The organism is Thalassobaculum sp. OXR-137, assembly GCF_034377285.1.
GTDB lineage: Bacteria > Pseudomonadota > Alphaproteobacteria > Thalassobaculales > Thalassobaculaceae > Thalassobaculum.
The window spans coordinates 771,801-793,842 of sequence record NZ_CP139715.1; the positions used below are offsets into that span (position 1 = coordinate 771,801).

Sequence of the window (22,042 nt, forward strand, 5' to 3'; positions counted from 1 at the left end):
CCATGACCGCGAAGCCCGCGCCCTGGACGGTGGAAGGCAGCCGGATCGAATACGCCGACCGCTTCCTGCGCCACCGCATGGACCGCTGCGTCACCGAGCGCGGCAACATCCTCGACCCCTATCATGTGATCGAGTTCAACGACTGGTGCATGGTCGTCGCACTGACGGAGGCGGGCGACCTGGTCCTGGTCGAGGAATACCGTCACGCGGCCGGCGAGATCGTGCGCGGCCTGCCGTCCGGCACCGTCGAGCCGGGCGAGGATCCGGCCGAAGCCATGCCGCGCGAGCTGCTGGAGGAGACCGGCTACGAGGGCGGGCAGTGGGTCACCCTGCCGACCTTCTGGTCGAACCCGGCAACGGCGAACAACACCTGCCACGCCTATCTGGCGGTGGGCGTGACGCCGACCGGCGCCCAGAAGCTGGACGATGGCGAGACCATCGCCGTCGTCGTGGCCGATCCGGCGGAAACCCTGCGCGAGATCCTGAGCGGCGACCGCAAGGCCCACGGGCTGCACATCGCCAACCTGCTTCTCGCCCGCGATGTCGCGCGCACGGCCTTCGCCAGCCACCCGGCAGCGGCGAGGATGATCGGGGCGTAACCGTCATCCTGATGCAAATCAGGACCAAGCCGACAGCCTCAGTGCACCGCAGATCCTGATTTGCATCAGGATGACGAGGCGTTGACCGCCCCCTACTCCCCCGTCTGCAGCAGCTTGCCCTCTTCCCGCGCCTTGCCGAAGGCCCAGGCGAAGACCGCGCTGCCGATCCCCAGATAGACCACGTCCAGCAGCACAGCGCGGCCGAACAGATCCCAGCGGAACACGTCCTCCACCATCAGCGCCCGCATGCCCTCGAACACATGGGCCGAAGGGGTCAGCCAGGCGAGCCAGCGGACCGCTTCCGGCAGGGTGTCGACCGGGTAGTACACGGCACTGATCGGCGCCAGGGCGAACATCGCCACCCAGGCCAGCGACTCCGCCCCCAGGCCGGCGCGGAGCACCACGGCGGTGATCACCATGCCGATGCCCCAGCCCATCCCCATCAGCACGAGGAAGAAGGCCAACAGCGGCAGCCCCAGATCGAAGATTGAAAACTCGTAGAGCAGGATGGCGATGACCGCCGCGAACACGCCGCCCAGCACCGTGCGGATCGCACTCATGGTGATCAGCGCCGCCACCAGCTCCCAGGGCCGCAGCGGGCTGACGAAGAGATGGCCGAGGTTGCGCGACCACATCTCCTCCAGGAAGCAGATGGTGAAGCCGATCTGTCCCCGGAACAGCAGGTCCCAGAGCAGCACGCCGGCGATCAGCACGCCGCCGGCCTGGGCCAGCCAGCTCGACTGGGTCATGAAGAACTGGGACACCAGCCCCCACAGGATCATCTGCACCGTCGGCCAGTAGGCGAGCTCGGCCAAACGCGGCCAGGACCCGCGGATCAGGTACCAGTAGCGCCGCACCATGGCGGCGATCCGGCGGGCGGAGGCGGCCGGGCCGGTCACCCGGCGGGCGGAGGACGCGGACAGACTCATGCCTGCACCTCTTCGGCGGCCGTCTCGGCCCGGCGGTCGCGGGCGATGTCGAGGAACACGTCTTCCATGGTGCGTCGTCCGTATTTCGACAGAAGGTCGTTCGGGCTGCCCTGGTCGACGATCTTGCCGGCCCGCAGCATCAGCACGCTGTCGCAGAGCCGCTCGACCTCGGCCATGTTGTGGGAGGCGAGCAGGATCGTGGCCCCGGTGTCGGCCCGGTATTCCTCCAGATAGCGGCGCACCCAGTCGCCGGTGTCCGGGTCCAGCGAGGCGGTCGGCTCGTCCAGCAGCAGCAGGTCCGGATGGTTCACCAGCGCCTTGGCCAGTGCCACGCGGGTCTTCTGCCCGGCCGAGAGCTTGCCCGCCGGACGGTCCATCAGGTCGGCGATGTGCAGCCGGTCGGCCAGCTCGGCGACCCGTCCCTTGGCGTCGGCGATGCCGTAGAGCTCGGCATAGACGGTCAGGTTCTGCCCGACGGTCAGCCGGTGCGGCAGCTCCACATAGGGCGAGGAGAAGTTCATCCGGTGCAGCACCGCGTACCGATCCTTCACCAAGTCGTGGCCCAGCGCCCGCACCTCGCCGGAGGTCGGCAGCAGCAGGCCGAGCAGCATGGAGATCGTCGTTGTCTTGCCGGCCCCGTTGCCGCCCAGCAGAGCGACCGTGGCGCCCGCAGGCACGGAGAAGGAGATGCCGTCGACGGCGCGGACCGGGCCGAAGGACTTCGTCAGATCCCTGACTTCGAGAGCGGGCTGCATATTAGAACCGGGTGGTGGAAAGTCGGTGGGAGGCAGGAACATAGGCGCTCGACGCCGGTCTGGAAAGTTCCGCGCGCCCGCGCCATTCTGCGGCAATGACATTCGCCCATGACAGCCTAGATCCCGGCCGCCCGGTCACCACCCGCACGGTCAGCGTCCGCACCCTCGTCGTCATCCGCTGGGTCGCCCTGGCCGGACAGGTCGCGGCCCTGGTCCTGGTCGCCTTCGGTCTCGGCTCGCCCGTGCCGATGGCCCCCAGCCTCGGCGTGGTCGCCGTCTCCGCCCTGCTGAACCTGCGTCTGCAGATGCGCCGCGACGGCCGCGAGCGGCTGCGCGAGGGCGAGGCCGCCTTCTATCTCGCCTTCGACATCCTCCAGCTCTCGGTGCTGCTCTACCTGACCGGCGGGCTGGAGAACCCCTTTGCGTTGATGCTGCTGGCGCCGGTGACGGTGTCGGCGACCATCCTGGGGCGGAAGTCCACGGTGAACCTGTGCCTGCTGGCGATGATCTGCGCGTCGGTGCTGACCGTGAGCCATCTGCCGCTGCCCTGGGTCGAAGCCGGGTTCGTCCTGCCGGAACTCTACGTCACCGGGATCTGGTGCGCCCTGGTCATCGCCCTGGTGTTCAACGCGGCCTATGCCTGGTGGGTGGCCGAGGAGGCGCGGCAGCTCTCCACCGCCCTGGCCGCCACCCAGCAGGCCCTCGCCCGAGAGCAGCGCATGGCCGCCATGGGCGGGATCGCCGCTGCGGCGGCCCACGAGCTCGGCTCCCCGCTGGCCACCATCGCCGTGGTCGCCCGGGAGCTGGCCCGTGAAGTGCCGAAGGACAGCGACCTAGCGGAGGACGTGCAGCTCCTGCTGTCGGAAAGCCAGCGCTGCCGCGAGATCCTGGCGAGCCTCGGCCGCGATCCGACCCCGGACGCCGCCCAGCCGTTCACCGCCATCCCCATCGACCTGCTGGTGGAACAGGCGGCGGCGCCGCACCAGCGCGAGGACGTGGCGGTGATCGTGGAGGTGCAGGACCGCGACACCCTGGCCGACGGCGCCCCGCGCCGCGAGGTGCCGGCCGTCGCGCCCAGCCCAGAACTGCTGCACGGCATCGGCGCCTTCATCCAGAACGCGGTGCAGTTCGCCACCGCCACCGTGGAGGTGGCCATCCTGGTGGGGCCGCGCGCCCTGACCATCACCATCGAGGACGACGGCCCAGGCTTCCCCCTCACCCTGCTGACCCGCCTGGGCGAGCCTTATGTCTCCGGACGCGGCAACCGCGACGGCCATATGGGTTTGGGAGTGTTCATCGCGATCACCCTGCTCGGCCGTACCGGGGCGCAGGTCGAATTCGCCAACCGGCGCGAGGGCGGCGCCCAGGTCGTCATCCGCTGGCCGGACGGGGTCATCAGCATGTCGTGACCGGGGCCGGGACCCATTGGGCTGGTCATGGGCTGTGTCGCATTATAGAAACGGTCGAAAGACCGGTCGCTGATCCGCGCCGGTGCCCGGAACGTATACGGACATCATGACGATGGCTGACCAACCGGAACAGAAAGCGCTGACGGCGCCCAGCGGCGGGGACGTTACCCTGCTGATCGTCGACGACGACGCGCCGCTGCGCAACCGACTGGGGCGGGCGATGGAACGCCGCGGCTTCGACGTCCGCCTGGCGGAATCCGTCGAGGAAGGGGTCGGCATCGCCCGGCGCGAGCGCCCGGCCTATGCGATCCTCGACCTGCGGCTGTCAGACGGCAACGGGCTCGACATCGTCGCCGCCCTGCGCGACGCCCGGGCCGACGCCCGCATCATCATGCTGACCGGCTACGGCAACATCGCCAGCGCGGTCGCCGCGGTGAAGGCCGGCGTGCTCGACTACCTGCCGAAACCGGCCGACGCGGACGCCATCACGGCAGCGCTGCTGGACCACGCCGATGCGCTGCCGCCGCCGCCGGAGAACCCGATGTCGGCCGACCGGGTGCGCTGGGAGCATATCCAGCGGGTCTACGAGCAGTGCGACCGCAACGTGTCGGAAACCGCCCGCCGCCTGAAGATGCACCGCCGCACCCTGCAGCGGATCCTGGCCAAGCACGCGCCGCGGGATTGAGCTGTTCCACATAGAATAAGCGTACTCCCCGTCCCGGATTTAATCCGGGATTGTGCCGGGGTAAGGGTCGGTATGGGCTCGACACTTCGACGCAAGGATGCCGACGACCGGTTCATCCTGTGCCTTACCCCGGCACAGGGCCGGGGAGTACATTGGGGTGAATTAGGAAGGCAGAGGGAACTAACCTCTCAGCTCACCCGGCTTTCCTGGGTGAGCAGCTTGTCGACGTAGCGGCCCTGATACATCGTGATGCCGAGCGACTGGCCGAAGCGGATCGCCTCGTCGCTGTCGCAGCGGGTCAGGATGATGCGGGCGCGGCCGCAGCGGTCGATATGCTCCTTCAGCTCGCTGGTGCGGTTGCCCGACAGGTCGTCGGCCATGTCCGGCGACCAGATCAGCTTCAGCAGGTCGAGACCCAGCCGCTCGCGGTCTATGAACTGCAGCGTCAGGTGGTTCAGCCCGTCGAGGCAGATGCGGTAGCCGCGCTCGCGCATGAAGTCGCGGGCGAACATGTAGGCGCCCATATCGCCGAAGATGTCGATCTTCTGCAGCTCGATGACCACGGTGCCGCGGGCGATCGCCTTCAGCGAACTGTCGAAGTTCAGGAACGGCGGAGACAGGATGGTGCCGACGTTCAGGTTGATGCTGAAGGAGCTGGCGATCGACGTGTCGTCGTTGCGCACCAGCATGGACAGCATCCGCGAGTCCAGCGTCTGGGTCAGGTGCTGGAACAGCCACAGGTTCGAGGCCAGGTCGAATTCCGGCAGCACCGACTGCTGCAGGTCGGCGATCGAGATGTACAGCTCGCGGAACACCGGCTGCGGGTTCATGTTGCCCGGCGTGATGGCGCAGATCGGCTGGCGGCGCATCAGGTTGGAGAGGTCCGCCCGGCGCAGGAAGTTCTCCAGCTTGCCGAGCTGCTCCGGATCCAGCGCCTTGCGCGAGCCCTTGGAGCGCTGCTGGCCCTTCTCGCTGGCGACGGCGAGCCGCGCCTTGCGCTCGCGCTCCCGGTGCATGGACTTCACCAGGTCGAGCAGTTCGTCGTACTGGCTCTCGACATTGTACCAGGTGCAGAACCGCGCCAGGTCCTCTTCCTCGTCGCCCTGGCTCAGCGGATCCTCGCTGAACAGGTAGCGCACCTTCATGATCGCGGCGTCGATATCCTCGATCGCCGCGTCCTTGCAGATGAAGAACAGGTCCATGTTCGAGAGGATGAAGATCTGACCCTCGTAATTGTTGGTCATTCCCTCGAACGTCGCCGCAGCGATCCGAATGTGATGTTCCTGACGGTTCTGCGGACGCAGTCGTGAAAGATGGATGTGGACCGCCATCCGTCCATCGAGATTGCGTCCGAGACGCTGGAGGTAATCGAGCAGGAGATACTCCTGGCTCGGCCCTCTTGATCGGTTTTGCGTTTGGCTCAGCGCCATCGTTGTCCCGCTCTGGTCAGTCCACCCGGTCGGCCACCGCCTAGAGGCACCGGGCAGGTTCGTGAAGCTATCACTCTCTGGGACCCAGGTAAACGCGAGGCACAGTTAAGAAATCGGAAATAACACTAAGGTTTTTACGAATTTAGCCGCGTCGACGCCGGGTTTTCCCTCCCCGATTCGACAATATCAGAAACATGGCTCCGGTCTCAATCAGCGCGGCTCAAAGAAGAGACCAGTCGGTCGGGATCGTGGAGACCACCGCCAGGGTCGGGTTGTCGTCGTCGACCACGTCGAGGACCGCCAGGTCGCCGGTGTCGTTCTGCAGCAGCAGATCGTGGGCGAAGGACGGGGCCAGATCGTCCATGTCAACGACGCGCCAGTTGGCCTCGACGCTGATGGTCTCTTCCGCCGCGACGGACGCGCCGTTCATCATCCACAGGGTCGCCGTGTCGCCGGAGCGCCAGACGATGTCGGCCTTGCCGTCGCCGGAGAAGTCGCCCACCGCATCGGCCTCCCAGACGGAGTCCAGGTGGCCGATATCGGTCTTGGTGGCCGAGGTACCGTTGTTTTGCCACAGGCTGACCGTGCCGTCCGCCGAGCGCACCAGCAGATCGTCGCGCCCGTCGCCGCCGAAATCGGCGATGCCGAGGATCTCGGTCGAGGGCGCCATGGCCTGCTCGGCCGTCACCGCCGCCCCGCCGGCGCCGGACACGTCGGTCCAGGCGCTCAGTCCGCCGGTGATGCCGTTGCGCCACAGCAGGTCGGTGCTGCCGTCGCCGTCGAAGTCGCCGGTGCCGACCAGGGACCAGTCGGCGCCGACCGTCTGGGTCAGCCCGGCCGTCGCGGTCCCGTCGTCGCCGAGCTGCCAGACCGAGACCGATCCGTTGCCGCTCAGCAGCAGGTCGTCGGTGCCGTCGCCGTCGAAGTCGCCGGTAGCAGCGACCGTCGCGTCGGCCGGCAGCCCGCTCTGGGTGCCCTGCTCGGTGATGCCGGAACTGTCGACCCCGACCACGGTGGTGACGCCGGTGGCGGTGTTCTGGATCAGATGCTCGTCGGCCTGGCCGTCGCCGTTGAAGTCGCCGGTCGCCAGAACCCGCTCTTCGGCCCCGAGGGCGCGGGTGTCGAGGACCGTGGTTCCGTCGTCGTCCACCGCCAGGGCCCGCAGCATGCCGTCGTCGCCCTGGGCGGTGAGCACCGTGGCATTGTCCGCCACCGCGCCCAGGCGCGGCAGCAGATCGCGCACCGGCTCGTCGCCGAGCACCAACTCGATATTGTCGATCCGGGCACCGTGGTTGTCCGACGAGCCGTCGGCATCGGCGCCGACGAAGGAGATGGTGTGCTCGCCGACACCCAGGTTCAGGGTGACCACATCGCTGTGCCACGTGGTCTGGGCATGGGTCTGGGTGTAGACGACCTGCCCGTCGATCTCGATGCTGAACTCGCTCGTGGCCGCCGGGTTGTTGCTGTACTGGCGCGCCGAGAAGTCGAAGGACAGGGTGTGCACCCCGGCTTCCTGGATGGTGAACTCCTGGGTCACCTTGGCGTTCGTATCGCCGGCGCTGCCGCCCTTCTCCGGATGGCTGTCGAGCTCCAGGACCTGGTTGTCCTGGTTGTGCTGGATCGCCTTGCCGCCCAGATCGTCGTCCTGGATCTCGATCGGCGCCACACCGGCCACATCGGGGGTGGCATCCTCGGCGAACCATCCCTGGATCTCGGTGAACGTGCCCCAGCGGCCATGGTTGAGCGCCGGCGTGTTCTCGAAATCGCCGTTCAGCAGCAGGTTCTCGCCCGCGCCCGGACCGAAATCGCCGCCAATGACCAGCCGCTCGACCCCGTCGAAGGTCATGCCGTCGAGATCGTCGGCACTGTCGATATAGACCGTGTCGAACCCGGCCCCGCCGACCAGCGAGGTGTCGCCCGGCCCGGCATGGAGCGCGTCGTCGCCCGCGCCGCCCGACAGGGCGTCGTTGCCCGCCCCGCCGCTCAGCACGTCGTTGCCGGCGCCGCCGGACAGGGTGTCGTTGCCGTCGCGGCCGAGCAACGTGTCGTTGCCGGCCCCGCCCAGCATCAGGTCATCGCCCGAGCTGCCGGCCTGGGCCAGGAGCGCGCGGGCCGGCTGGGTCCCGGAGACCAGCTCGATATTGTCGATCAGGGCCCCGTGGCGGTCCTCGATGAGGGTGCCGCGCAGGCTGATCGTGTGCTCGCCGACACCCAGATCCAGGGTCAGCCAGTCGCTCACCCAGGCGTGCGGCGCATCCTCCTGGCTGTAGACGACTTCACCGTCGATCAGGATGTCGAAGCCGCTCGACTCTGCCCCGATACCGTTGATTTCGCGGGCGGCGTAGTCGAAGGACAGGGTGTAGGTCCCCTGGTCGAAAACGGTGAAGGTCTGCTCGACCAGCGCGTTGTTGTTCCCGACCGGCTGGCCGCCTTCCTCCGGACCGGAGTCCAGCTCCAGCACGTTGTTGTCGGACGCCCAGCTGTCCGGCGAGACCGGCGCGCCATTGATGCGGCCATGCTGGATCTCGATCGGCGAGGTGCCGGGGATCTCCGGATCGGTGTCGATCGCGGTCCAGCCGTCGATCTGCTGGAACATGGTCCAGACATTGGTCAGCTCGGTCGGCGTGGTTTCGAAGTCGCCGTTGATCAGCAGGTTCTGGCCGTCGGCCGGACCGGTGCTGCCGCCGACCACCAGGTGCTCGATCCCGTCGACGGTGGCGCCGTCCAGGTCGTCGATGCTGTCGACATAGAGGGTGTCGTCGCCGGCACCGCCGATCAGGCTGGCATCGCCCGCGCCGCCATACAGGGCGTCGTTGCCGTCGCCACCGATGAGCACATCGCTGCCGGCACCGCCGACCAGGACGTCGCCCTCGGAATTGTCGGCACCCTCCGGCCGGATGTTGATGCCGGTGATCAGGTAGTCGCTGCTGTCGGTCGAGCCGGTCTGGCTGACGCCGCCATACGGCAGGGCGGTGAAGACCAGCGTGTCGAAGGCGCTGCCCGGATCGATCTCGACGGTGGTCGAGATGCCGGTCTGCGACGTGGTGTCGATATCGCCCTCGCCGACCAGCACACCGTCGCGATAGGCCGCCCAGTGGCCGACCTCGCCACCGCTCCCCTCGTCGGGGAACAGGCGGTCGACCTCGACCGTGGCACTGCTCGCCGGGCGGTCGAGCTGGACGATCAGCTCCTCGGATTGGCCGGTGGCCGGATCGTAACCGAGCTGCACCGCCGGGCCGGTCCCGGTATTGCCGTTCACACCGATGTTGTCGCCGGAGGTGGAGACGTTCTCCACGCTGGCGTCGGTCAGCGTGCCGTCGACGATCTTGCGGCCGGTCACCGCAAAGCCGGACCCGGTCTCGGCATAGTTCGAGGCGTCGATGTCGAAGGCCGCCGGGCTCGCATCGCCGTCGCCGACGATCGTGTCGTTGCCCTCGCCGCCGGACAGGGTGTCCGATCCGCCGCCGCCGCTGATAACGTCATCGCCGGCCAGGCCGGAGATTTCGTCCGCACCGTCGCCGCCGATCAGCGTGTCGTCGCCCTCGGTCGGGCCGAACGGATTGACGAAGCCGGCCTGCTCGAGCGCGTCCAGATCGGCGGCGTTCGGGTTGGAGGCCTTGGTCTCCTGCCGCTCGGTGTCGTTGATCTCGTAGCGCACGACCATCGTGCCGCTGGCCGCTTCGCTCCAGAAGAAGCTGTCGCCCGGCTCGGCCACGAGCGGTCCGTCCTGCGGATCGTCGATGCCGTACATATCGGCCGTGGCTTCGATCGCCACGTCGTTCGGGTTGCGCAGGCGCCAGATCTGCTCCAGATCGCCGTCGCCATCCAGATCGACCTTGCCCATCGCGGTCAGGGTCAGGCGCTCCAGCGGAACGGTCTCGGCGAGCGCGATGTCGACGCCGTCGCCATCGACCGTCAGCTCGGCGGTGCCGAAATCACCGTCGACCTGGAAGCTGGCATCGACGGAGCCGTCGCCGTCGGTGTCCAGACCGACCGTGGTGACGTCGTTCTCGGAGGTCAGGGTGACCGCGAGCTGGTCGGTGCCGCCGGTGACCCGCAGCTTGTCCTGCTCGGCGTCGTAATCGGTGACCCGGTCGCCGTCGAGATCGGCGGCCGTCCCGGCAAAGGTGTCGCTGCCGTCGCCGCCGGTCAGGGTGTCGGCCCCGGCCCCGCCGGACAGCAGGTCGTTGCCCGCGCCGCCGATCAGGGCGTCGTTGCCGGCACCGCCGGAGAGGGAATCGTCGCCGGTCCCGCCGGAGAGCAGGTCGTTGTCGGCGAGGCCTTCCATGCGGTCGTTGCCGGTGCCGCCCGACAGGGTGTCGTCGCCGGAATTGCCCGCCAGCCAGTCGTTGCCCGAGCCGCCGGAGACCTGGTCGTCGCCCACATTGCCCCAGGCCACGTCGTCGCCATCGCCGCCGATCAGGGTGGTCGCACCCTGGCTGTAGCGGTGGCTGGCGAGGTCGAGGATGTCGTTGCCGGCGCCGCCGTCGATCACCTCGATCCCGGACAGACGGCGACCGTCGAAGTCCAGCACGATGTCGTCGGCGCCGTCGGTGCCGAGCAGGGTGTCGCTGTCGTCGCTGCCGCTGTCGGCATAGGTGTCGTAGCGGGCATGGCCGGCGCCGTTGGAATTGGTGCCGTCGGCGTCGGTGATGCTGCCATCGGTCAGCGGGTTCTCGGGGTCGCCCACCTGGTAGTTGCGGACGCCGCCGGTCTGGTCGCCGGACCACAGGTACAGGTCGTCGCCGGTCCCGCCGTCCAGGCTGTCGCGTCCGTCGCCGCCGCTCAGCGTGTCGTCGCCCGCACCGCCCTTCATCGTGTCGTTGCCGGCACCGCCTTCCAGGCGGTCGCCGCCGGTACCGCCGGACAGGGCGTCGTTGCCTTCGCCGCCATAGAGCGTGTCGGAACCGCCGGAGCCGCTGACCAGGTCGTTGCCGGAGCCGGCATGCACCAGATCGTCGCCGCCCAGGGCATCGATGGTGTCGTTGGTCCCGGTCAGGCCGGTGATCGTGTCGGCACCTTCGGTCGCGCCGTAGGGGTCGACCGGATCCTCGCTGAGGGTGAGGGTGACCCCGCCGGCGGTCTGGGTCAGCGTGGCGCCCTGGTAGTTGCCGGAGACCCGGAAGCTGGACAGCGGGTTGCCGTTCCCGTCGTCGCCGATCTCCACCAGGGTCTTGTTGCCCTCGATGGTCAGCGAGATCGGAGTGTCGGTATCGGCGAGGTCGGAGATCACGATCTCCTCGCCCTCGGCATAGTCGCCCAGCAGGTCGCCGTTCAGGTCGTCGAGCGAACCGGTGAAGACGTCGTCGCCGGCATTGCCGAACAGGTAGTCGACGCCGGCACCGCCGCCGATCGTGTCGGCCCCGTTGCCGCCGAAGGCCCAGTCGGAGCCGTCGCCACCCTGCAGCGAGTCGTTGCCGTCGCCGCCTTCGAGACGGTCGTTGCCAACGCCGCCAGACAGGGTGTCGTCGCCACCGTCGCCCAGGAGACGGTCCGCGCCCTCGGCGCCGACCAGCAGGTCGTTGTTTTCGCCGCCGATCAGGGAGTCGTTGCCGGCGCCGCCGAGCAGACTGTCGTCGCCCGCGCCGCCCTGCAGCGTGTCGGCACCCGCGCCGCCGTCCAGCAGGTCGTTGTCGTCGCCGCCGTTGATCCGGTCGGCGCCTTCGCCTCCGGACAGGGTGTCGTTGCCGGCGCCGCCGCTCATGGAGTCCTGGCCGTCCTGGCCGAAGACCGCATCGTCGCCGTCCTCGCCGTCGAGCACGTCCTCGCCGGCACCGCCGGAGATCGTGTCGCCGCCGCCGCCGCCGAACACCACGTCCGCCGCCGACAGGGCCAGGATCTCGTCGTTCTCCTCGCCACCGGAAAGGGTGTCGTTGTCCGGCGTGCCCATCAGGCGGTCGTCGCCTTCGCCGCCGGTCAGCGTGTCGTTGCCGGTGCCGCCGGACAGGGTGTCGGTGACGCCGCCGCCGAACAGCGTGTCCGCCTCGTGGCCGCCGCTCAGAGTGTCGTTGCCGGCGCCGCCGACCAGCACGTCGGTACCGTTGCCGCCGCGCAGGGAATCGTCGTCGCTGCCGCCCGACAGGGAGTCGGCATCGTGGCCGCCGTCGAGCGTGTCATTGCCGCTGCCGCCGGACACCGTGTCGGAGCCGTTGGCCCCGCCCAGCGCGTCGTCGCCGGCGCCGCCGGAGAGCGCATCGTTGCCATGGCCGCCGGTCAGGCTGTCGTTGCCCTCGCCGCCGATCAGGGTCTCGCTCTGGCTGCCATTGCCGCTCGACTGCCAGCCGCCGTTCTGATTCTGGACGCCCGGGCCGGAGCCGTTGCCGAAATACAGGTAGGTCTGGCCGCCCTGGACCGTCGCCGACACGTTGTCGAAGCTGCCGGTCATGGCGAAGGTCATATCGGCCGAGCCGTCGCCCGTGGTGTCGATGGAGACCGTGGTGACGCCGCCCTCGGTGCTCAGGCTGACGGCATCGCTGTCGAACGATCCGGCGACCCGGACCAGGTCCTGGCTGTCGTAGTCGCTGATCAGGTCGCCGTCGCCGGCGACGAAGGTGTCGCGGCCGAGCCCGCCGATCATCGTGTCGTTGCCGTCGCCGCCGACCAGGAGGTCGTCGTCATGGCCGCCCGACAGGGTGTCCTCGCCCGACCCGCCATAGAGCTGGTCCGGACCGTTGCCCCCCACCAGAAGATCGTCGTCGCCACCGGTCAGGGTGTCGTTGCCGTCACCGCCCGTGAGCGTGTCGTTACCGTCGCCACCGGTCAGCGTGTCGTTGCCGTCACCACCAGTGACCGTGTCGTTGCCGTCGCCGCCGGTGAGCGTGTCGTTCCCATCGCCGCCGGTGACCGTGTCGTTGCCGTCACCGCCCGTGACCGTGTCGTTACCGTCACCGCCGGTCAGGGTGTCGTTGCCGTCACCGCCGGTGACCGTGTCGTTCCCATCGCCGCCGGTGACCGTGTCATTGCCGTCGCCACCCGTCAGCGTGTCGTTGCCGTCGCCACCGGTGACCGTGTCGTTACCGTCGCCGCCGGTGAGCGTGTCGTTGCCGTCACCGCCCGTGACCGTGTCGTTCCCATCGCCGCCGGTCAGCGTGTCGTTGCCGTCACCACCCGTCAGCGTGTCGTTGCCGTCGCCGCCGGTGACCGTGTCGTTACCGTCACCGCCCGTGACCGTGTCGTTGCCGTCGCCGCCGGTCAGCGTGTCGTTACCGTCACCGCCGGTGAGCGTGTCGTTGCCGTCGCCGCCGGTCAGCGTGTCGTTGCCATCGCCGCCGGTGACCGTGTCGTTGCCGTCGCCACCGGTGACCGTGTCGTTACCGTCACCGCCCGTGACCGTGTCGTTGCCGTCGCCGCCGGTCAGCGTGTCGTTACCGTCACCGCCGGTGAGCGTGTCGTTGCCGTCGCCGCCGGTCAGCGTGTCGTTGCCATCGCCGCCGGTGACCGTGTCGTTACCATCACCGCCCGTGACCGTGTCGTTGCCATCACCGCCGGTGACCGTGTCGTTCCCATCGCCGCCGGTGACCGTGTCATTGCCGTCGCCGCCGGTGACCGTGTCCTCGCCGCCGGTCCCGCCCTCGGGATCGGGGGTCACGGTGATGCTCTTGACCAGGTAGTCGCTGCTGTCGTTCGTGGCCGTTTGGCTCACGCCGCCATAGGGAAGGGCGGTGAAGACAATCTTGTCGAAGCTCTGGCCCGGCTCGATCGCGATGGTCGCCGTCGACCCGCTGGTCGCGACGATGTTGCCTTCGGCGACCAGGGTGTCGCCGTCATAGACGGCCCAGTGGCCGGTCTCGCCGCCCGCGCCTTCGTTCGAAACCAGGTTGGTGATCAAAGCGGTGGCGGAGGTCGCCGGCTGATCGAGATTGACGATCAGTTCCTCGGAGACCCCGGCCACCGGATCGTAGCCGAGCTGCAGGGCGGGCCCGGAAGCCGGGCCGTCGACGCCGAGGCTGCCGCCGGAGGTGGAGACATAGTCCACGCTCGGTTCGGTCAGGGCGCCGTCGACGATCCGCCGGGCGACGATCGAGTAGCCGGAGTCGGTATCCGTGTAGTTCGACCCATCGATGGTGAACGGATCGCCGCCGGTCAGGGTGTCATTCCCCTCGCCGCCGGTGAGCGTGTCGTTCCCGTCGCCGCCCGTGACCGTGTCGTTGCCGTCGCCGCCGGTGACCGTATCGTTGCCGTCGCCACCCGTGACCGTGTCGTTGCCGTCGCCACCCGTGACCGTGTCGTTGCCGTCACCGCCGGTAACCGTGTCGTTACCGTCGCCGCCCGTCAGCGTGTCGTTGCCGTCACCACCGGTGACCGTGTCGTTGCCGTCGCCACCGGTGACCGTGTCGTTGCCGTCACCACCAGTGACCGTGTCGTTGCCGTCGCCGCCGGTGACCGTATCGTTGCCGTCGCCACCCGTGACCGTGTCGTTGCCGTCGCCACCCGTGACCGTGTCGTTGCCGTCGCCGCCGGTGACCGTGTCGTTGCCGTCGCCGCCGGTGACCGTGTCGTTGCCGTCGCCGCCCGTGAGTGTGTCGTTGCCGTCACCGCCGGTAACCGTGTCGTTACCGTCGCCGCCCGTCAGCGTGTCGTTGCCGTCACCACCGGTGACCGTGTCGTTGCCGTCGCCACCGGTGACCGTGTCGTTGCCGTCGCCACCGGTCAGGGTGTCGTTACCGTCGCCGCCGGTCAGGGTGTCATTCCCCTCGCCGCCGGTGACCGTATCGTTGCCGTCGCCGCCCGTGACCGTGTCGTTGCCGTCACCGCCCGTGACCGTGTCGTTTCCGTCGCCGCCCGTGACCGTATCGTTGCCGTCGCCGCCGGTGACCGTATCGTTGCCGTCGCCGCCGGTGACCGTGTCGTTGCCGTCACCGCCCGTGACCGTGTCGTTGCCGTCACCGCCCGTGACCGTGTCGTTGCCGTCGCCACCGGTGACCGTGTCGTTACCGTCGCCACCGGTGACCGTGTCGTTGCCGTCGCCGCCCGTGAGTGTGTCGTTACCGTCACCGCCCGTGACCGTGTCGTTACCGTCACCGCCCGTGACCGTGTCGTTACCGTCACCACCCGTGACCGTGTCGTTGCCGTCACCGCCCGTGAGCGTGTCGTTGCCGTCTCCGCCGGTGACCGTGTCGACCACGTCGAAGGATACATCGGTGAAGAAACCGCCCTGGCCGTCGCTGCCGACGTTGACCTGCGGCGCACCTGAGGCGCCGACGACGCTGAAGGAGATGTTGGGGAGGCCGTCGCCATCGGTATCGACAGAGATGACGGCGGTGTTGCCGGCGGTCCGCACGCCGAAGTCGGACGCGTCGAGCTCGAAGCCATCCAGACGGATGACGTCTCCTTCGCCGTATTGCGCTACGACATCGTTATCGTTGACGAAATACGTGTCGTTACCGTCGCCGCCACGGAAGATATCGACGTCAGCGCCGCCATACATCACGTCGTCGCCGGCGCCGCCGACGAGTTCGTTTCGGCCGTCCCCGCCGATCAGCGTGTCGTCGCCCGCCCCGCCGGAGAGCGTATCGTTGCCCGCACCGCCAGAGAGCAGGTCCGTTCCGTCACCGCCGCTCAGCTTGTCGTTGCCCGCACCGCCGGAGAGCGTGTCCACACCGTCGCCGCCGGCCAGCGTATCGTTCCCGACTCCGCCCATCAGCGCGTCGTCGTCGGCTCCGCCGGAGATCTGGTCGGAACCCACGCTGCCGTACACCGTGTCGGCACCCGCACCGGCCGAGACAACGTCATTGCCTTCGCCGCCCGACAGCAGATCGTCGCCGTCGGCGCCGCGCAGCGTGTCGTCGCCCTTGCCGCCGGACAGGATGTCGTCACCCTCGCCGCCGTCCAACAGGTCGTTGCCGCTGGCGCCGCTGAGCGCGTCGTCGCCGAGGCCGCCTGAGAGGGTGTCGTTGCCGTCGCCACCGGACAGAGTGTCGTTACCGAGACCGCCGGACACGGTGTCATCGCCCGCACCGCCGAGGGCCAGGTCGTTGCCTTCGCCTCCGGACAGCGCGTCGTCGCCGCGGCCGCCGCTGAGAAGGTCGTCGCCCTCCGCACCGATCAGGATGTCGGCGCCGACATTGCCTAGAAGCGTGTCGTTGCCGCTACCGCCATCGACGGTGTCGTTGCCCCAGCCGCCGCCGATGAAGTCGTTGCCCGCCCCTCCGGACAGCAGATCGTCGTTGTCCGGCTCGCCCGGATCCTCGCCCTCACCGTCATCGACACCATCATCGCCGATCAGCGTGTCATTGCCCGAGCCGCCGGAAAGCGTGTCGTTGCCCGCACCGCCGGAAACGTCATCGTCCCCCGAGCCGCCGCTGACCGTATCATTGCCCGCGCCGCCGGAGATCGTGTCACCGCCGTCACCGCCGGTCAGCGTGTCGTTGTCGTCGCCGCCGGAGATCGTGTCGCCACCATCGCCGCCGGACAGTGTGTCGTTGTCGCCGCCGCCGGAGATCGTGTCGCCGCCATCGCCACCGGACAGTGTGTCGCCGCCGTCGCCGCCGGACAGTGTGTCGCCGCCGTCCCCGCCGGACAGTGTGTCGCCGCCGTCCCCGCCGGACAGTGTGTCGCCGCCGTCGCCGCCGGACAGTGTGTCGCCGCCGTCGCCGCCGGACAGTGTGTCGTTGCCGGCACCGCCGGAAAGGGTATCTCCGCCGTCGCCGCCGGAAAGGGTATCTCCGCCGTCGCCGCCCGTGACCGTATCACTGCCGCCGCCACCGGAGAGGGTGTCGCCGCCATCCCCGCCGGTCAGCGTGTCGTTCCCGGAACCACCCGACAGCGTGTCGCCGCCATCACCGCCGGTGACCGTATCGCCGCCCCCACCGCCGGTCAGGGTGTCACCACCGCCGCCGCCGGTAACCGTGTCGGTATCTCCCGTCAGCGTGTCGCTGCCGCCGCCACCGCTCAGGGTATCGCCACCGCCCGTGGCGGTGTCGTCGACCGGCTCGGTCGGCACATTGGAGGCGTTGAAACGGAGTTGGCTGTAGGGTTCGCCGTTCTCGTCAATGCCGGTCGTTATCTCGGCGACCTCGAAGCCGCCCACGGCCGTGAAGCTGAAATCGGCGACTCCGTCGCCGTCCATATCGACGCCGAAGGTGGTGGTGTTGGAATTGCCGGGCAGTCGAGTGATCGTCAGGGCGTCGGCATCGATAGCGGCGCCGCTGATGCGGACGGAATCGAAACGGTCGAGGTCGAGAATGACGTCGCCGTCGTCCACCGCGAAGGTGTCCGCGCCGGCGCCGCCGGCCATCCGGTCGTTTGCGCCACCGCCGTCGAGGTAGTCGTCGCCCGCGCCGCCCGAGAGCACGTCCCGTCCGCCGCCGCCAAGAAGCGTGTCGCTGCCGTCCCCGCCCATCAGCATGTCGAGGCCGGAACCGCCTTCCATCAGGTCGTCGCCGGCGCCGCCTTCAAGGTAGTCGCTGCCGTCATTGCCGGAAAGCGTGTCGCTGCCGTCGCCGCCATAGACGGAATCGTCGGCACCGCCGCCGGAGAGCAAGTCCTCGCCGTCGCCGCCGACCAGAATGTCGCGGTCGGCGCCGCCGGAAATGGTATCGTCGCCTGCGCCGCCGACCAGATTGTCGCGACCGCTGCCGCCAACCAGAAGGTCGTTACCGTCACCGCCGACCAGACGGTCGGCCGTCGCCGAGCCGGTGAGGGTTTCGCTGTCCCAGCCAGCGCCCGCGTCGCCCGCCAGGAAATCGTCACCCGCGCCGCCCTCGACCGTGTCGTTGCCGTCGCCGGACTGAACCGTGTCGTTGCCGTCCCCGCCGACAAGGGAATCGTCGCCGTCATTGCCGTCGACGAGGTCGTCGCCCGCACCGCCCTGGACTGTGTCGTTGCCGGCACCACCCTGGACCGTGTCGTTGTCGTCGCCGCCGTCGACAAGGTCGTTGCCGTCGCCGCCGGACAGGGAATCATCGCCCGCCTCCCCGGAGAGCGTGTCGTCGCCAGCGCCGCCGGCCGCCGTGTCATTGCCGGAACCGCCCAGCACGCTGTCGTTGCCGTCGCCTCCGTCCAGGCTGTCATCGCCCTCACCGCCGGAGACCGTGTCGTCGCCAGTGCCGCCGCCTACTAGGTCGTTGCCGGCACCGCCGTCGACCAGATCGTTATTCGCACCGCCGACAACGCTGTCGTTGCCGTCGCCGCCCGCCACCGTGTCGTCGCCAGCGCCGCCGTCGACGGTGTCGCTGCCAGCGCCGCCGTCCACCGCGTCGTTACCCGCACCGCCGTCGACGGTGTCGCTGCCGGCGCCGCCATCGAAGCTGTCGTTGCCCGCGCCGCCATCCAGGCTGTCGTCGCCGTCGCCGCCCGACAGCGTGTCGTCTCCGGAATTGCCGCTGGCGGTATCGTTGCCCGCGCCGCCGTCGAGACTGTCATTCCCGAGACCGCCGGAGAGCGTGTCCTCGCCGCTGCCGCCTTCGGCGGCGTCGTCGCCGTCGCCGCCCAGGGCGATATCGTTATCCTCGCCGCCCAGCAGGCTGTCGTTTCCGGCGCCGCCGGAGAGCGTGTCGTCGCCGGCCTGGCCGGACAGGGTGTCGTCGCCGCCGCCGCCCGAAACGATGTCGCCGGCGGACAAGGCGGAAATGTCGTCGTCGCCGTCGCCAGCCTCGATGGTGTCGTTCTCCGGCGTGCCCACCAGGGTATCGGCACCGTCGGTACCGAGATCCGGCTCAAAGGCCTCCAGGGTGATGTCGACGCCGCCATTGCCGTTGTTGGTCACCGTCGGCTCGGTGAAGAGCCCTTCCAGGCGGATCGTGGACTCGGCGTTGCCGTCGCCATCGGTATCGAGGCTTAGCGTGCTGCCGGTCTCGTCGCGGACCAGGGTGATCTCGAGCGTATCGGCGCTGACCCCGGCCACCGAGATCACGTCGGCGCCGGCGGTGAAGTCGCGGATCACATCCCCGTCGAGTTCCTCGGCCGTTCCGGCGAAGGTGTCGGCACCCGAACCGCCGGCCAGACTGTCTGAGCTCGCGCCCCCGACCAGCAGATCGTCGCCCGCATTGCCCTCGATCTCGTCCGCTCCGGCCCCGCCGGACAGAAGGTCGTCACCGTCGCTGCCACGCAGCGTGTCCGCGCCGTCGCCGCCGTCAAGGGTGTCGTTACCGCCGCCGCCCTCGAGCAGGTCAGCGCCATCGTTGCCCTGAATGTTGTCGTCGTCGCCTTCGCCCAGCAACTGGTCGTTGCCCGTACCGCCGGTGAGAGAATCGTTGCTCTCACCGCCGAACAGGGTGTCGTCGCCAGCGCCGCCGTCCAGGGCATCCTCGCCCTCGTTGCCGGAGAGCAGGTCGTTCTCGGAACCGCCGGCGATCGTGTCGTTACCCGCACCGCCTTCCAGCGTGTCTTCACCCTCCTCGCCGGAGAGCAGGTCGTTGCCGTCGCCACCGTCGACGCTGTCATCGCCGCGACCGCCGAGAAGGCTGTCGTCGCCGCCGGCGCCGGACAGGGTGTCCTCTGCGGCGGCACCGGAGAGCAGGTCGTTACCTTCGCCGCCAGTCGTCGCGATCGGAGCCTGGTCGCGGATGGTCAGGTCGGTATAGGACGAGCCGTCCGCCGCCGTGCGCACGACCACCTGCACGTCGTTGAAATCGCCCGCGAGCGTGAGGGTCAGATCGGGGTTGCCGTCGCCGTCAGTATCGATGCGGACCAGCGTCGTGCTGCCATCCTCGCTGCGCACCAGTTCGATCGCGTCGGCGTCCAGGGAAACGCCCTCGACCCGGACCACGTCGTCGTCGCCGAGATCGGTGATGACGTCGCCGTCGCCGGCCACGAAGACGTCGCCGCCGTCGCCGCCGGTCAGCGTGTCGGCGTCCGCACCGCCGTCGAGCCGGTCGCTGCCGGCACCGCCGACCAGGACGTCGTTGCCGCCCTGTCCCTCGAGCGTGTCGTCTCCGGCCCCGCCGTTCAGCGTGTCGTTGCCGCTGCCGCCCTGCAGATAGTCACGGCCGGTGCCACCCTGAATCGAATCCGCGCCCGCGCCGGCATCGAGGCGGATGCCCGGGCCCGACCAGGAAACCGTGTCGTTGCCGGCGCCCACGCCGGAGGTGGCGGACAGGATCTGGCTGCGGTCGAGCACCGTGCCGTCGGCGAATTCGATGTTCTCGATGGTGCGGAGGGTGTCGGTCCACTGCTGGATCTCGACCATGTCGGAGATCGCATCCCAGCCCACCGCCTCGTCCGGGGCGGCCAGGTACAGGGTCGAGCCGTCGAGCCAGAGGGTCACGTCCTCGGCGTCGAGGTCGGTCAGCTCCAGCGTGTCGAAACCGCCGTTCAGGAGGGTCGGCGAGCCGATATGCCCCAGCGGGCTGCGGGTCTGGTACCAGTACTCGTCGAGGACGGTGTCGCGGCCGTCGCCGGCGGCGTACTGGTAGACGTCGTTGCCGCCGCCGGCACGCAGCAGATCGTCGCCCGCGCCGCCGACAAGGGTGTCGTTGCCCGCACCTTCGCCGATCGCCGCGCCGCGGATGCCGCCGCTGCCCAGCAGCGTGTCGTTGCCCGCACCGCCGGAGAGCAGATCGTCGCCCTCGCCGCCGTCGATCGTATCGTTGCCGTCGCCGCCGGTGACGGTGTCGTTACCCAGGCCGCCGCGGATGGAATCCGCGTCCGCGCCGCCATCGACCAGGTCGTTGCCGGCCCCGCCGACCAGCGAGTCGTTGCCGTCGCCGCCGGAGATCGTGTCGTTCGCCGAGCCGGCCGACACCGTGTCATCGCCCGCCGCGGCATCGATGCCCAGCGGCGTCTCGGTCCAGGTCAGGCTTTCGTCGCCCGAGGTGCCCTCAAGGCGGGCGGTGATGTCGTTGACGGACAATTGGCTTCCGTCGGCGAATTCCAGGGTCTCGATCCGGTAATCGCTGTCGCGCCAGTTCTCGATGGTGATCTGGTCGGGCAGGTCGCCGAGCTCGTTCACCCCGTCGCGGATACCGATGATCAGATCGTCGCCGACCACGTCGATCCACAGATCGTCCGCGCCGATGCCCGGCCCGAAGACGATGCGGTCGGCGCCGCCGTCGACCACTTCCCCGTTATCGATGTGGCCGAGCCCGTTTTCCGGGATCAACCTGTATTCGTCGACGATGGTGTCCTGGCCGTCGCCGAGATCGAAGCGGTAGACATCGTCGCCGCCGCCGCCGAGCAGAGAGTCGTTGCCCAGGCCGCCGGAAAGAGAGTCGGCCCCCTCCGCCTCGTTCGTGGTCCCGCTGGAGGCCGAGCCGTCCAGCGTGTCGTCGCCAGCACCACCGAGCAGGATGTCATCACCCTGCCCGCCGATGACGGAATCGTCGCCGTCTCCGGCATCCACCCGGTCGTTCCCGCCGCCGACATTGAGGGTGTCCTGACCGGCCCCGCCGGTGACCGCATCCGTGCCGCCGCCCGTGACCACCGCATCGTCGCCATCGCCGCCGTCGATCTGGTTGTCACCGCCCGCCGCATTGATCACGTCGCTGCCGGAGCCGCCGCCGATGGTGTCCGACGCATCGGTCGCGGTGACCGTGTCGTCCCCGTCGCCGGCATCGATGCCGATCGCGGACCCGTCCCAGTCGACCGCATCGGCCTGATCGGAGCCGTCCATGTCGGTGATCAGGTCGGAAACCTGAATCGTGGTCCCGTCCTCGAACTGGATCTGCTCGATCGCCCGCAGCGGATTGTCGGCATCGGTGATGCGCAGAATGTCGGTCAGGCCGTAAAGGTCGGTCTCGCCGTCGCGAAGCCCGATGACCAGGTCGTCGCCGTCGAGCGAGACCCAGAGATCCTCATAGGTGATCCCGGCGCCGAACCGAATGGTGTCGACGCCGCCGTTCAGCTCCACCGGACTGCGTATCGCACCCAGATTGCTGCGCTCATGAAAATAGTAATAGTCCTGGATCTCGTCGTAACCGTCGCCGCGGTTATAGAGATAGGTGTCGTTACCCCCACCCCCGCGCAGCGTGTCCGAGCCGGATCCGCCGGACAGCGTGTCGTCGCCTGGGGCCTGATTGTAATCGTAGAGGTTGCCCGCCGATCCATCGATCAGATCGTCGCCGGCACCGCCCAACAGAAGGTCCGCTCCCTCCCGTCCATCGAGAGAGTCGTTGCCGTCGCCCCCGAAGAGCGTGTCGTTTACGGTGCTGCCGAGCAGCGTATCGTTCGAATTAGTGCCGGTCAGGTCGACCATGGGCAGGTTTCTCCCCCCTGGAGCGCGCAATCTATCCCCTGATCCGCTCCTTCGCAAATTTTATGCAAATCCTGGCTACCTGAGAATTTCGCAAGAACTGTTG

At 68.9% G+C, this 22,042-nt stretch carries 7 protein-coding genes; 3 read left to right on the forward strand and 4 right to left on the reverse strand.

Annotation, left to right across the window (positions count from 1 at the left end):
• Positions 1–2 precede the first annotated feature (2 nt).
• Complete coding sequence (locus T8K17_RS03650; RefSeq protein ID WP_322333148.1) at positions 3–599, forward strand: NUDIX hydrolase; 597 nt, start codon at positions 3–5, stop codon at positions 597–599.
• A 92-nt stretch (positions 600–691) separates the two neighbouring features.
• On the opposite strand, the gene T8K17_RS03655 is transcribed toward T8K17_RS03650, so the two are convergent.
• Together T8K17_RS03655 and T8K17_RS03660 are read right to left on the reverse strand one after the other, a co-directional pair.
• On the reverse strand, positions 692–1,528 hold the full coding sequence (locus T8K17_RS03655) for an ABC transporter permease (protein ID WP_322333149.1): 837 nt from the start codon (positions 1,526–1,528) through the stop codon (positions 692–694).
• Entirely contained in the window at positions 1,525–2,283 is a 759-nt protein-coding gene (locus tag T8K17_RS03660; protein WP_322333150.1) for an ABC transporter ATP-binding protein, read from the reverse strand. Before T8K17_RS03660 ends, T8K17_RS03655 begins: the two co-directional genes overlap by 4 nt.
• A gap of 95 nt (positions 2,284–2,378) precedes the next feature.
• On the opposite strand from T8K17_RS03660, the gene T8K17_RS03665 reads away from it, so the two are divergent.
• Both T8K17_RS03665 and T8K17_RS03670 read left to right on the forward strand, forming a co-directional pair.
• Positions 2,379–3,692 (forward strand): ActS/PrrB/RegB family redox-sensitive histidine kinase, encoded by a 1,314-nt coding sequence (locus T8K17_RS03665; protein ID WP_322333151.1) that lies wholly within the window; start codon positions 2,379–2,381, stop codon positions 3,690–3,692.
• Positions 3,693–3,804: 112 nt separating this feature from the next.
• Positions 3,805–4,377, forward strand: coding sequence for an ActR/PrrA/RegA family redox response regulator transcription factor (locus T8K17_RS03670; RefSeq protein ID WP_322333152.1), 573 nt, complete (start codon positions 3,805–3,807; stop codon positions 4,375–4,377).
• A 188-nt stretch (positions 4,378–4,565) separates the two neighbouring features.
• Here the strand turns inward: T8K17_RS03670 and T8K17_RS03675 are convergent, their stop codons facing one another.
• A complete protein-coding gene (locus tag T8K17_RS03675) occupies positions 4,566–5,621 on the reverse strand; it encodes a hypothetical protein (RefSeq protein ID WP_322333153.1) in 1,056 nt (351 codons plus the stop codon).
• 406 nt (positions 5,622–6,027) lie between these two features.
• Positions 6,028–21,939 (reverse strand): calcium-binding protein, encoded by a 15,912-nt coding sequence (locus tag T8K17_RS03680; RefSeq protein WP_322333154.1) that lies wholly within the window; start codon positions 21,937–21,939, stop codon positions 6,028–6,030.
• Positions 21,940–22,042: the final 103 nt, after the last annotated feature.

Coding starts and splice junctions, on each gene's coding strand:
- T8K17_RS03680 (WP_322333154.1), bottom strand. CDS start 21,939: ATGGTCGACCTGACCGGCACTAATTCGAACGATACGCTGCTCGGCAGC.
- T8K17_RS03670 (WP_322333152.1), top strand. CDS start 3,805: ATGGCTGACCAACCGGAACAGAAAGCGCTGACGGCGCCCAGCGGCGGG.
- T8K17_RS03675 (WP_322333153.1), bottom strand. CDS start 5,621: ATGACCAACAATTACGAGGGTCAGATCTTCATCCTCTCGAACATGGAC.
- T8K17_RS03650 (WP_322333148.1), top strand. CDS start 3: ATGACCGCGAAGCCCGCGCCCTGGACGGTGGAAGGCAGCCGGATCGAA.
- T8K17_RS03665 (WP_322333151.1), top strand. CDS start 2,379: ATGACATTCGCCCATGACAGCCTAGATCCCGGCCGCCCGGTCACCACC.
- T8K17_RS03655 (WP_322333149.1), bottom strand. CDS start 1,528: ATGAGTCTGTCCGCGTCCTCCGCCCGCCGGGTGACCGGCCCGGCCGCC.
- T8K17_RS03660 (WP_322333150.1), bottom strand. CDS start 2,283: ATGCAGCCCGCTCTCGAAGTCAGGGATCTGACGAAGTCCTTCGGCCCG.